Origin of the sequence: Pseudomonas sp. ADAK21 (genome assembly GCF_012935735.1) — a bacterium.
Lineage (GTDB): Bacteria > Pseudomonadota > Gammaproteobacteria > Pseudomonadales > Pseudomonadaceae > Aquipseudomonas > Aquipseudomonas proteolytica.
In genome coordinates, this window is the sequence record NZ_CP052857.1 from 5,052,645 (window position 1) to 5,065,195 (window position 12,551).

General features: G+C 62.3%; 11 protein-coding genes. 5 read left to right on the forward strand and 6 right to left on the reverse strand.

Features of this window, described 5'->3' with window-relative positions:
• Positions 1 to 22: 22 nt before the first annotated feature.
• The 3 genes from HKK57_RS22845 to HKK57_RS22855 all read right to left on the reverse strand — a co-directional run bounded on the left by HKK57_RS22845 (position 23) and on the right by HKK57_RS22855 (position 5,088).
• Positions 23 to 664, reverse strand: a complete 642-nt coding sequence (locus HKK57_RS22845) for a DUF1345 domain-containing protein (RefSeq protein WP_029291526.1) — start codon at positions 662 to 664, stop codon at positions 23 to 25.
• A gap of 155 nt (positions 665 to 819) precedes the next feature.
• Positions 820 to 3,912, reverse strand: a complete 3,093-nt coding sequence (locus tag HKK57_RS22850) for an efflux RND transporter permease subunit (protein ID WP_169390822.1) — start codon at positions 3,910 to 3,912, stop codon at positions 820 to 822.
• A gap of 18 nt (positions 3,913 to 3,930) precedes the next feature.
• Positions 3,931 to 5,088: an efflux RND transporter periplasmic adaptor subunit gene (locus tag HKK57_RS22855; protein WP_154905976.1), complete on the reverse strand. Its 1,158-nt coding sequence runs from the start codon at positions 5,086 to 5,088 to the stop codon at positions 3,931 to 3,933.
• Between the two features lie 303 nt (positions 5,089 to 5,391).
• On the opposite strand from HKK57_RS22855, the gene HKK57_RS22860 reads away from it, so the two are divergent.
• From HKK57_RS22860 to nudC, 4 genes are all read left to right on the forward strand, one after another.
• Positions 5,392 to 6,093 (forward strand): response regulator transcription factor, encoded by a 702-nt coding sequence (locus HKK57_RS22860; protein WP_169390823.1) that lies wholly within the window; start codon positions 5,392 to 5,394, stop codon positions 6,091 to 6,093.
• Between the two features lie 4 nt (positions 6,094 to 6,097).
• Positions 6,098 to 7,393, forward strand: a complete 1,296-nt coding sequence (locus HKK57_RS22865; protein ID WP_029291532.1) for an ATP-binding protein — start codon at positions 6,098 to 6,100, stop codon at positions 7,391 to 7,393.
• Between the two features lie 267 nt (positions 7,394 to 7,660).
• The gene (locus HKK57_RS22870) at positions 7,661 to 8,473 is read left to right on the forward strand and encodes a crotonase/enoyl-CoA hydratase family protein (RefSeq protein ID WP_029291534.1); all 813 of its coding nucleotides are present in this window, start codon (positions 7,661 to 7,663) and stop codon (positions 8,471 to 8,473) included.
• 6 nt (positions 8,474 to 8,479) lie between these two features.
• Positions 8,480 to 9,313, forward strand: a complete 834-nt coding sequence (nudC, locus tag HKK57_RS22875) for an NAD(+) diphosphatase (RefSeq protein ID WP_104912427.1) — start codon at positions 8,480 to 8,482, stop codon at positions 9,311 to 9,313.
• On the opposite strand, the gene HKK57_RS22880 is transcribed toward nudC, so the two are convergent.
• Positions 9,281 to 10,060 (reverse strand): TSUP family transporter, encoded by a 780-nt coding sequence (locus tag HKK57_RS22880; protein ID WP_029291538.1) that lies wholly within the window; start codon positions 10,058 to 10,060, stop codon positions 9,281 to 9,283. The two genes, nudC and HKK57_RS22880, sit on opposite strands and share 33 nt — an antisense overlap.
• A 241-nt stretch (positions 10,061 to 10,301) precedes the next feature.
• On the opposite strand from HKK57_RS22880, the gene sfnG reads away from it, so the two are divergent.
• Positions 10,302 to 11,414, forward strand: a complete 1,113-nt coding sequence (gene sfnG / locus HKK57_RS22885) for a dimethylsulfone monooxygenase SfnG (protein WP_169390824.1) — start codon at positions 10,302 to 10,304, stop codon at positions 11,412 to 11,414.
• Between the two features lie 56 nt (positions 11,415 to 11,470).
• On the opposite strand, the gene map is transcribed toward sfnG, so the two are convergent.
• Positions 11,471 to 12,226, reverse strand: a complete 756-nt coding sequence (gene map, locus HKK57_RS22890; protein WP_070995284.1) for a type I methionyl aminopeptidase — start codon at positions 12,224 to 12,226, stop codon at positions 11,471 to 11,473.
• Positions 12,226 to 12,426: a ParD-like family protein gene (locus HKK57_RS22895; protein ID WP_029291544.1), complete on the reverse strand. Its 201-nt coding sequence runs from the start codon at positions 12,424 to 12,426 to the stop codon at positions 12,226 to 12,228. The genes map and HKK57_RS22895 overlap by 1 nt, the downstream gene beginning before the upstream one ends.
• Positions 12,427 to 12,551 lie beyond the last annotated feature (125 nt).

Genomic DNA, 12,551 nt, shown 5'->3' on the forward strand with positions numbered 1-12,551 from the left:
TTTTTGTGGACGTTGTTAGGGGTTAGCCGAACAGTCCGGCGGCAATATTGATCGAGAAACCCAGGATCGCCGTGTTGAACAGGAACCCGATCAATGATTGCCCCAGTACCACCTTGCGCATGTCGCGGGTGGCGACGCCCACGTCCGAGGTCTGGACGGCGACGCCGATGGTGAAAGAAAAGTACAGGAAGTCCCAGTAGTTGGGTGTCAGCGGCCCCTCGGCAAAACGCAGCGCTGGCTCCTTGCCCTCCCAGGTGTAATAGAGGCGGGCGTAATGCACGCTGAAAATCACCCCGATCAGCAACCACGAGCCAATCACCGTCACCCCGGTAAAGCCGTAGTGCAGCAGGCGTTCGGCAGTGCCCAGGTCTTTACTGCCGGCCAGGCCAAAGGCGATCGTCGCCAGGCTGGCAATCGCGGCAATACACACCATGAACAGCACCAGGCCGGCGTTCTCGTCCTCGATTTCAGCGATACGCTTGACGTCTTCGGCCTTGGCCTTGATGGTCAGGCGCAGCATCAGTATCAGGTAGGTCCAGACCCCGGCGTTCCAGCCGATCAGGATTTTGGTGAGGATCGAATCGAAGGGCGCGAGGATGCCGATTGCCAGGCCCAGGACGGCGGCGGCGGACAGGCGAGGGTGGGTTCGGGCGAGAAAGGGCATGGTGCTCACAAATGCAGGTTTGGTGAGCAACCATAGCCTATTCCTGTAGGAGCCGGCTTGCCGGCGAAAATCATCAAAGATAACGCGGTTATCCTGATGCCCCGGAGCGCTCTCTGGTTTTTCGCCGGCAAGCCGGCTCCTACAGGGTGGCGCTATCAATCTTTGCGTTTGCGCACCAGTTTCATCACCACCACGAAGAACACCGGCACAAACACGACCGCCAATGTCGCGGTGATCATCCCGCCGATCACCCCGGTACCGATCGCCTGCTGGCTCGCCGAACTGGCACCGGTGGCAATGGCCAACGGCACCACGCCGAGGATAAACGCCAGCGAGGTCATGATGATCGGCCGCAGACGCAAGCGTGCAGCCTTCAACGTTGCCTCGATCAGGTCTTCACCCTGGTCATACAGGTCCTTGGCAAACTCGATGATCAGAATCGCGTTTTTCGCCGACAGCCCGATAATCGTGATCAAGCCGACCTTGAAGAACACATCGTTAGGCATGCCGCGCAGCGATACCGCCATGACCGCGCCCAATACCCCCAACGGCACCACCAACAACACCGAGGTGGGGATCGACCAGCTTTCATACAGCGCCGCCAGGCACAGGAACACCACCAGCAGCGACAGCATCAGCAGCAGCGGCGCCTGCGAGCCCGACAACCGTTCCTGCAGCGACAAGCCGGTCCATTCCTGGCCCAGGCCAGCCGGCAGTTGGCTGACCAGGCGCTGGATTTCTTCCATGGCCTCGCCGGTGCTGTGGCCCGGTGAGGCCTCACCGGAAATGGCGATGGCCGGGTAGCCGTTGTAACGGGTCAATTGCGCCGGGCCCTGGACCCAACGAGCTTCGACAAACGCCGACAACGGCACCATCTTCCCGGCCTCGTTGCGCACGTGGATCTTCAGCAGGTCTTCGACCTGGCTGCGTTGGTCACCTTCGGCCTGTACCACCACCCGCTGCATGCGGCCCTGGTTGGGGAAGTCATTGATATAGGCCGAGCCAATGGCCGAGGAGAGGATATTGCCCACATCGGCAAACGACACGCCCAAGGCATTCGCGCGTTTGCGGTCTACCTCAAGCTGCACCTGCGGTGCTTCTGCCAGGGCGCTTTCACGCACGTTAGCCAGGATCGGACTTTTTTCCGCCGCCGCCAGCAACTCGGTACGCGCCGCCATCAACGCCGCATGCCCCACACCGCCACGGTCCTGCAAACGGAACTCAAAGCCGCTGGAGGTGCCCAGGCCGTCCACCGGCGGCGGCAGCACGGCATAGGCCATCGCATCCTTGAGCTCGGTGAAGGCCATGTTGGCGCGGTCGGCAATCGAGGCCGCCGAATCGTCGCTGCTGCGCTCGGACCAATCCTTGAGCGTGGTAAACGCCAGCGCCGCGTTCTGCCCCGAGCCGGAAAAGCTGAAGCCCATGATCATCGTCGTATCACCGACGCCTGGCTCGGTGGCGTTATGCGCCTCGATCTGCTCGGCCACCTGCACCGTGCGGTTCTTGCTCGCGCCCGGTGGCAGCTGGATATCGGTGATGGTGTAACCCTGGTCTTCCACCGGCAGGAACGAGGCGGGCAGGCGGCTGAACAAATAGCCCAGGCCCACCAGCAATACCAGGTAGATCAGCAAATAGCGGCCGCTGCGCTTGAGGGCATAGGCCACCCAGCCTTCGTAACGGTCGGTCAGTTGCTCGAAGCGGCGGTTGAACCAGCCGAAGAACCCGCCCTTGGTGTGATGCTCGCCCTTGGCAATCGGCTTGAGCAACGTGGCGCACAGGGCCGGGGTCAAGGACAGGGCGAGAAACGCCGAGAACAGGATAGAAGTGGCCATCGACAACGAGAACTGCTGGTAGATCACCCCCACCGAGCCGGCCATAAAGGCCATCGGCAGGAATACCGCCACCAGCACCAGGGTAATCCCGATGATCGCCCCGGTGATCTGGCCCATGGCCTTGCGCGTGGCTTCCTTGGGCGACAGGCCCTCAGTCACCATGATCCGCTCGACGTTCTCCACCACCACGATTGCATCGTCCACCAGGATGCCGATGGCCAACACCATGCCAAACATGGTCAGCACGTTGATCGAGAACCCCAGCAACAGCATGGTGGCGAAGGTGCCCATCAGGGCAATCGGCACCACCAGCGTCGGGATCAGGGTATAGCGGATGTTCTGCAGGAACAGGAACATCACGGCAAACACCAGCGCCATTGCCTCGAGCAGGGTGTAGATCACTTTGGTGATCGAGACCTTGACGAACGGCGAGGTGTCGTAAGGAATCTTGTACTCCACATTGGCAGGGAAATAGCGCGACAGCTCATCCATCTTCGCCCGCACCAGGGTCGCCGTGCTCAAGGCATTGGCGCCCGGCGACAGCTGCACGCTGACGGCGGTAGATGGCTTGCCGTTCAAGCGCGTGGAGAACTGGTATTCCTGGCTGCCGATTTCGACGCGCGCCACATCGCCAATGCGCACGGTGGAGCCGTCCGGGTTGGCCTTGAGCACAATGTCGGCAAACTCGGCCGGTGTGGAGAGTTGGCCCTTGACCAGGATCGAAGCGGTGATTTCCTGGGTGTTGGTGCCCGGCAAATCACCAATGCTGCCCGCCGAAACCTGGGCGTTCTGCGCGGTGATCGCGGCATTCACGTCGGCCGGGGTCAGGTTGAAACCGATGAGTTTCTGCGGGTCGATCCAGATCCGCATCGCCCGTTCGGCGCCATACAACTGGGCCTTGCCCACGCCGTCCAGGCGCTTGAGCTCGTTCATCACGTTGCGCGCCAGGTAATCGCTGAGCGCCACGTCGTCGAGCTTGCCGTCGCTGGAGGTCAGGGTCACCAGCAGCAGGAAACCGGCGGACACTTTCTCCACCTGCAGGCCTTGCTGGGTCACGGCTTGCGGCAGGCGCGGCTCCACGGCCTTGAGGCGGTTCTGCACATCGACCTGGGCCATTTCCGGGTTGGTGCCTGGCTGGAAGGTCGCGGTGATAGTGGCCGAGCCGAGGCTGCTCTGGGATTCGAAATACAATAAGTGGTCGGCACCGTTGAGCTCCTGCTCGATCAGGCTGACCACGCTTTCGTCCAGGGTCTGGGCCGAAGCGCCCGGGTACACCGCGTAGATTTCCACCTTCGGTGGTGCGACGTTGGGGTACTGCGCCACCGGCAACTGCGGGATGGCGAGGGCGCCCGCCAGCAGGATAAACAGGGCGACCACCCAGGCGAAGATCGGGCGGTCAATAAAGAACTGCGGCATTGTCTCTGATCCCTTTGATTACTGGCCGGCTGCCTGGGCAACAGGCTCGGGGCTGGCATCCACTTCGACTTTTTCACCGGGGCGCGCGTGTTGCAGGCCTTCGACGATGATGCGGTCACCGGCCTTCAGGCCGCTGTTGACCACCCAGCGATCGTTGACCGCCGCGCCCAACTCCACCGGTTGCTGGCTGACGTTCTGTTCGCCATCCACCAGCAACACCATGGGGATACCGGCGCTGTCGCGGGTGATTGCGCGCTGCGGCACGCTCAGGCCTTGCTGGTCGACCGCCTGCTCCAGGCGCACACGGATAAAGCTGCCGGGCAACAGGTCGAGGTCCGGGTTGGGGAACTCGCTGCGCAGGATGATCTGCCCGGTACCGGGGTCCACGGAAATCTCCGCGAACAGCAACTTGCCCGGCAGCGGGTACAGGCTCCCGTCATCCTGGATCAGCGTGGCCTTGGCCTGGTCCTGGCCCACCTGCTTCAAATGCCCGGCGCGAAAGGCCCGGCGCAGGTCATTGAGCTCGCGGGTGGACTGGGTGAGGTCCGCGTGGATCGGGTCCAATTGCTGGATCAATGCCATGGGCGTGGCTTCGTTCTGGCCCACCAGGGCGCCTTCGGTCACCAGCGCGCGGCCGATACGCCCGGAGATTGGCGCCGTCACCGTGGCATAGCCGAGGTTGAGCTTGGCGCGCTGCACCGCGGCCTGGTTGGCCGCCACATCGGCGGCGGTCTGCCGGGCAGCGGCGCGGGCGTTGTCGTAGTCCTGGGCGCTGATGGCATTGCCTTCGACCAACTGGCTATAGCGCTGCTCTTGCAGGCGCGCCTGGAAGGCATTGGCCTCGGCCTTGCGCAGGCTCGCCTGGGCGCTGTCGAGGTCAGCCTTGAACGGCGCCGGGTCGATACGGAACAGCACGTCGCCCTGTTTCACGTCATGGCCTTCGTTGAACACCCGCTGCAAGACCACGCCTGCGACCCGTGCGCGCACCTCGGCAATGCGCGGCGCGGCAATCCGCCCGCTCAGTTCACTGCTGATGGACAGGGGCTTGGCTTCAAGGGTTTCAATCCGTACCTTGGCCAGGGGCATTTGCGGGGCTTCGTCCGCAGAGTTGCCACAGGCCCCCAGGGCCAACGTCAGTGCCAGCAGGCAAAACGGCGCAAACAGATTCTTTGACATGCTCTTATCCCAATATTGACTGGCGCATCCTACGGGCGCCCCCGGCCCGGTGCTGTGAAGCTATGTAGGCGGTGTGTGAAGAAATGTAAGGTACGGCGCACGCCGGGGCACGTGCGTATATCCTTCACGGCTGTGGATCCTAACAAGCTCTTCTGATCAATGACGATCTAATGTGGGAGGGACTTGCCCGCGATAGCGGTGTGTCAGTAGATACATCCGGCGACTGATGCACCGCCATCGCGGGCAAGCCCGCTCCCACATTGGATTTGTGTACGACAAAAAACCGTATTAATTGGAAACACCATGCCCAACATCCTCCTGGTCGAAGACGACGCCGCGCTGTCCGAGCTGATTGCCAGTTACCTTGAACGCAATGGCTATCACGTCAATGTGCTCAGCCGTGGCGACCATGTGCGCGAACGGGCCAGGCTCAATCCACCGGACCTGGTCATCCTCGACCTGATGCTGCCTGGCCTTGATGGCCTGCAAGTCTGCCGCCTGCTGCGCGCCGACTCGGCGGGCCTGCCGATCCTGATGCTGACCGCCCGCGATGACAGCCATGACCAGGTGCTGGGCCTGGAAATGGGCGCCGATGACTACGTGACTAAACCGTGCGAGCCACGGGTGTTGCTGGCCCGGGTGCGCACCTTGCTGCGCCGCAGCAGCCTCAGCGAGCCACAGGCGGCCAATGACCAGATCCTGATGGGCAACCTGTGCATCGACCTGTCGGAGCGCTCCGTGACCTGGCGCGACCAGGTGGTGGAGCTGTCCAGCGGTGAATACAACCTGCTGGTGGTGCTGGCCCGGCATGCAGGTGACGTACTCAGCCGCGACCAGATCCTGCAGCGCCTGCGTGGCATCGAGTTCAACGGCACCGACCGCTCGGTTGACGTGGCCATTTCCAAACTGCGCCGCAAGTTCGACGACCATGCCGGCGAGGCCCGCAAGATCAAGACGGTGTGGGGCAAGGGCTACCTGTTCAGCCGTTCCGAGTGGGAATGCTGACACCATGTTCCGCGTCCTGATCCGTCTCTACCTGCTGACCATCGTGACCTACAGCGCGGCGATCTACCTGATCCCCATGGGCATCATCGAGGTCTTCCACAACCGCTACATGAACTACAACATCGAGCAGTCCCGGGGCTTGCAAAGCCTGATCGTGCGCCAGTACCACAGCCGGCCGGTGGAGCGCTGGTCCGAGGTCACCGAGCAGTTGTCGCGGGACTTCGCGCCATTGAAGGTGCAATTGATGCATCGCCAGGACGCCCGCTATACACCAGATGAGGAGCGGTTGCTGGAGCAGGGCAAACCGGTGATCCGCCTGGGGGAGTGGGGCTGGATGGAAGAAATCAGCTCGCCGCTCAATGAGCAGTTGGCGGTCAAACTGACCATCCCGCCCGACCCGCTGGACATGAACCTGCTGTACTGGAGCATGAACGTGCTGATCGGCGCGGCGTTGCTGGGCGGGTTGTTGATATGGCTGCGCCCGCATTGGCGCGACCTGGAACGCCTCAAGACCACCGCCGCGCAACTGGGCCGCGGCCATCTGGAAGAGCGCACGCACATCCCCCCCAGCTCCAACATCGGCAGCCTGGCGGCGGTGTTCGACACCATGGCCAACGACATCGAACACCTGCTCAATCAGCAGCGCGACTTGCTCAATGCCGTCTCCCACGAACTGCGCACCCCGTTGACCCGGCTGGACTTCGGCCTGGCCCTGGCACTGTCCGAAGACCAGCCGGCCGCCAGCCGCGAACGCCTGCAAGGCCTGGTGGCGCACATCCGCGAACTGGATGAGCTGGTGCTGGAGCTGCTGTCCTACAGCCGCCTGCAAAACCCGGCGCAACTGCCCGAGCGGGTGGACGTGGTGTTGGATGAGTTTATCGACAGCATCCTGGGCAGCATCGACGAGGAACTGGAGAACCCCGAGATCGTGATTGATGTGGTGCTGGACTGCGCCATGGAGCGTTTTGCCCTCGACCCGCGCCTTACCGCCCGTGCGCTGCAAAACCTGCTGCGCAATGCCATGCGTTATTGCGAACGGCGGATCCAGATTGGCGTCAAGGTCTGCGCCAAGGGCTGCGAAATCTGGGTGGATGACGATGGCATTGGCATCCCCGAAGAACAGCGCGCGCGGATCTTCGAGCCTTTCTACCGCCTGGACCGAAGCCGCGACCGCGCCACCGGAGGTTTCGGCCTGGGCCTGGCGATCAGCCGCCGGGCCGTCGAGGCGCAGGGCGGCACACTCACCGCACAAGCCTCGCCCTTGGGCGGCGCGCGCCTACGGCTGTGGCTGCCTACCTGAGCCCGCTTGTTGTGGCGAGGGGGCTTGTCCCCCGTTGGGCTGCGCAGCAGCCCCAGTCCCTCAAGCTCGCCGAGTTTTTTCAGACAAATAGAGTTGGCTGGTTTTGGGGCTGCTGCGCAGCCCAACGGGGGACAAGCCCCCTCGCCACGAATGCCCACTGCGCCCATTTGCTCCAGTCCTGCTTTTGGCACATGCGCTGCCTTACCGCCCCTGACGCACCCTTGCTATAGTTCGGCCCTTATCAGCCGTCAGCCAAGGATCACTGCCATGTCCGAATACCAAGCCTTTGTCGTCGAACTCCACGGCAACGTCGCCCATGTGCAGATCAATCGCCCAGAAAAAATCAATGCCATGAATGCGGCGTTCTGGAGCGAGATCATCGAGATTTTCCAATGGATCGACGACACCGACGCCGTGCGCGCGGTGGTGTTGAGTGGTGCCGGCAAACATTTTTCCTCGGGCATCGACCTGATGATGCTGGCCTCGGTGGCCAATGAGTTTGGCAAGGATGTGGGGCGCAATGCGCGCTTGCTGCGGCGCAAGATCCTGCAACTGCAGGCCTCGTTCAATGCCGTCGACAACTGCCGCAAACCGGTGCTGGCGGCGATCCAGGGCTACTGCATCGGCGGCGCAATCGACCTGATCAGCGCCTGTGACATGCGCTACGCCGCTGACGACGCGCAGTTCTCGATCAAGGAAATCGACATCGGCATGGCCGCCGACGTCGGCACCCTGCAACGTCTGCCGCGCATCATCGGCGACGGCATGTTGCGGGAGTTGGCCTACACCGGTCGCACCTTTGGCGCCGAAGAGGCGCGCAGCATCGGCCTGGTCAACCGCACCTTTGCCGATCACCAAAGCCTGCTGGCCGGAGTGATGGAGCTGGCTGCGCAAATCGCCGCCAAATCACCGATTGCCGTGACCGGCACCAAAGCCATGATCAGCTACATGCGTGACCACAGCATCAACGATGGCCTGGAATACGTTGCCACCTGGAACGCTGCTATGTTGCAATCCAACGACCTGCGCGTGGCCATTGCGGCCCATATGAGTAAGCAGAAACCCGAATTCGTGGATTGACTGAACATGACCCCAGGCTGGATTACCACAACGCTGCTGGACAACGACGCCCCTGGCGGCTGGGCTGTGGCCCGTAGTCGCGAAGGTTTTTTACTCGATGACAACGGGCCGCTGTTTCCCAGGGAGTGGCTCAAGCGCCAGGACCTGTCGGTGTTGGCCGAGCATGGTATTGGCCACCTGGACGGTGAGCCTGTGTATCTGCTGGAACTGAACAGCCCTGGCGATGTGCCAGGTTGCCGCTGGCAAGGTTTGCGGGCCTTTATGCTGCAGGGCGATCACCGTTTGTACAAAGTCCTGGGCTATGCCGCGCAAATCGGCACCTGGGCCCGCGAGCATCGGTTTTGCGGCAGTTGTGGCCAGGCGATGGTGCAGGTGCCCCGGGAGCGCGCGATGTTCTGCCAGGCCTGCGACCTGCGCAGTTACCCGCGCATCTCACCGAGCATGATTGTGCTGATCACCCGTGGCGATGAGATTCTGCTGGCCCGTTCACCGCGTTTCGTCACCGGGGTCTACAGCACCCTGGCCGGGTTTGCCGAGCCGGGGGAGTCTGCCGAAGACTGCCTGATCCGCGAAGTGCGCGAGGAAGTGCAGGTCGAGGTGCAGAACATTCAGTACGTGGGCAGCCAGTGCTGGCCGTTTCCCCACTCCATGATGCTGGGCTTCCACGCCGAGTATGCCGGGGGCGAGATCGTGCCCCAGGCCGACGAGATCGAGGATGCGCAGTGGTTCAACATCCACCAGTTGCCACCGCTGCCGGCGTCGCGCTCGATTGCCCGCTACCTGATCGACCTGTATGTGGCGCGCCGCTTAGGCCACGCTGAACCAGTGCTGCCAGGCTAGGCGCACAGTCAGGCCGAGGACCACGGTGATAAACACCGGGCGAATGAATTTGGCGCCACCGCTGATGGCACTGCGGGCGCCAAAGAACGCGCCCACCATCACCGACAGGCCCATGCTCAGGCCGACAATCCAGTCTACCGAGCCATTGAAGATAAACACCGACAGCGCCGCAGCGTTACTGACGAAGTTCATGCTGCGCGCCACGCCGCTGGCCTTGACCAGGTCGACGGGGTACATCAGCAGGGTGCTGACGGTCCAGAACGCGCCGGTGCCCGGGCCGGCCACGCCATCATAGAAACCCAGGCCAAAACCCTGGGTCGACTGCCATTTCTTCTTGATCGGCGCATCTGCGTCCAGCGGCGCCTTGGGTGTGCCGCCAAACAGCAGATAGATGCCACAGGCGAAGACAATCACCGGCAGCATCTTGTTCAGCCATTCGGCGGGCAGGTAATGGGCGACGACGGCCCCGACCAGCGCGCCCACCAGCGTGCCGACGATGGCATGCACCCACTGGCGCGGGTGGAACAGCTTGCGCCGGTAGAAGGTAAAACTGGCCGTGGCCGAGCCGAAGGTCGAACTCAGTTTGTTGGTGCCCAACACCAGATGGGGCGGCATGCCGGCAGTGAGCAAGGCCGGGGTGGTGAGCAAACCGCCGCCGCCGGCAATGGCATCGATAAAACCGGCGATAAAGGCAACCACGGCGAGAATGGCCAGGGTGGTGAGGTCAACGCTGAGTTCAAAAGGCATGGAGGCGACTTATTTTCGGCGAGGCGCAGAAAGAGCTGCGCGAAAGTCCGCTAGCTTACCTACAACCGATTGTTACGGCGACTGTTGTGTCAGCAACAGTGATTCAACAAACCATCCGCCCGGGCAACATTCGCAGGTCCAGGTTCGGAGCGGTCGCAGGCGCCTGCCACGGGGCTTTGTCCACGCTGGCACGGTTGCTGCTCCAGACCCTGCACCATCCCTGTGTGCGAGGTAACGAACGATGACTCAGCAAGCCGTGAAATTCGCCTATTGGGTGCCCAATGTCAGTGGTGGCCTGGTGGTGAGCAAGGTCGAGCAACGCACCGACTGGGGCATCGACTACAACCGCAAATTGGCCCAACTGGCGGAGGAGGCGGGGTTTGAGTACGCCTTGACGCAAATCCGCTTCACCGCAGGCTACGGTGCCGAGTACCAGCACGAGTCCGTAGCCTTCAGTCACGCGTTGCTCGCCGCCACCAGCAAACTCAAGGTCATCGCGGCGATCCTGCCGGGGCCCTGGCAGCCGGCACTGGCGGCCAAGCAACTGGCGACCATCGACCAACTGACCCATGGCCGGGTGGCGGTGAATATCGTCAGCGGCTGGTTCAAGGGCGAGTTCCAAGCCATTGGCGAGCACTGGCTGGAGCACGACGAGCGCTATCGCCGCTCTGAAGAGTTCATCCGCGCCTTGAAAGGCATCTGGACCCAGGACGATTTCACCTTCAAGGGCGATTTCTACCGCTTCAACAATTACAGCCTCAAGCCCAAGCCACTGGGCCAACCGCACCCGGAGATTTTCCAGGGCGGCAGCTCCCGCGCGGCCCGGGATATGGCGGCGCGGGTGTCGGATTGGTATTTCACCAATGGCAACACACCAGAGGGGATCAAGGCCCAGGTCGACGATATCCGCGCCAAGGCGGCGGCCAATAACCATTCGGTCAAAGTCGGGGTCAATGCGTTTGTGATCGCCCGCGACACCGAGCAAGAAGCCCAGGCAGTATTGGCCGAGATCATCGACAAGGCCGACCCGGAAGCGGTCAACGCCTTTGGTGACGCCGCCAAACAAGCAGGCAAGGCATCGCCCGAAGGCGAGGGCAACTGGGCCAAGTCCAGCTTCGCCGATCTAGTGCAGTACAACGACGGCTTCAAGACCAACCTGATCGGCACGCCCCGCCAGATTGCCGAGCGTATCGTCGCGCTCAAGGCCGTGGGCGTGGACCTGGTGCTGGCGGGCTTCCTGCACTTCCAGGAGGAGGTGGAGTATTTCGGCCAGCGCGTATTGCCCCTGGTGCGCGAGTTGGAAGCCAAGGCCGCCGCGACCGGCAGCGCCAGGCCGGAGGCGTTACCTGCATAGCACCGCCGCCGCCCGTAGCGGGCAATTACCTAGGCGGCCATCCGCTGGTGCGCTGCCTAGGTACTTGCCTGCAGGGTCAGCACTTCAAAACCATCAGCGGTGACGGCCACCGTGTGTTCCCACTGGGCTGAAAGGCTGTTGTCGCGAGTCACCACGGTCCAGCCATCCTTGAGGCTGCGCACCTTGGCGCTGCCCTGGTTGAGCATCGGTTCGATGGTGAACACCATGCCTTCGCGCAGGGTCAAGCCGGTGCCCGGTCGGCCGAAGTGCAGGATTTGCGGTTCTTCGTGCATCTCCCGGCCGATTCCGTGGCCGCAATACTCGCGCACCACGCTGTAGCCATTGGCTTGGGCGTGGCTCTGGATCGCATGACCGATATCCCCCAGGCGGGCGCCGGGCCTGACTTGGCGGATACCGGCCCACATCGCCTCGAAGGTCTGTTCCACCAGACGCCGGGCCTTGGGTGCGACGGTGCCGATCATGTACATCTTGCTGGAGTCGGCGATAAACCCGCCTTTTTCCAGGGTGATGTCGATATTGACGATGTCGCCGTCCTTCAACACATCCTTGGCACTGGGCATGCCATGGCACACCACTTCGTTGATCGAGGTGTTGATGCTGAACGGATAGTCGTACTGCCCAAGGCTGGCGGGGCGTGCTTGCAGGTCATTGCGGATAAACGCCTCGACCGCCGCATCCAGTTCCAGGGTGCTCTGGCCGGCGCCGACTCGGCTGTCGAGCATGCTGAATACCTGGCCCAGCAGGCGCCCGGCTTCGCGCATCACGGCAATCTGTGCAGGGGTTTTGATCATCAGCTGCGCCCCCGGATCAGGTCGGGTTTGTCGAGCAACAGCTTGTTGATCAGGTCGTTGTAGGCCAGGTGCGGGTTGAGCTCGGCCAACAGGCCGATCTTGATCCAGAACTCTGCCTGGGCGTTGATGGAGCGGTCCATGGTGGCGCTGGCCAGGCGGACTTGTTCGTGCAAATGATCGGTAATCTTGACGATGCCCATGAGCTTCACTGTGTAGGGTGGATATACAAAGCGTATATGTTTCGTATATCGCAAGTAAACCCCGCAGTTGACTTGTAATAGGCTGCCGGTTAGTTTCGTTGCATGACATTGCAAACCTATCGTTC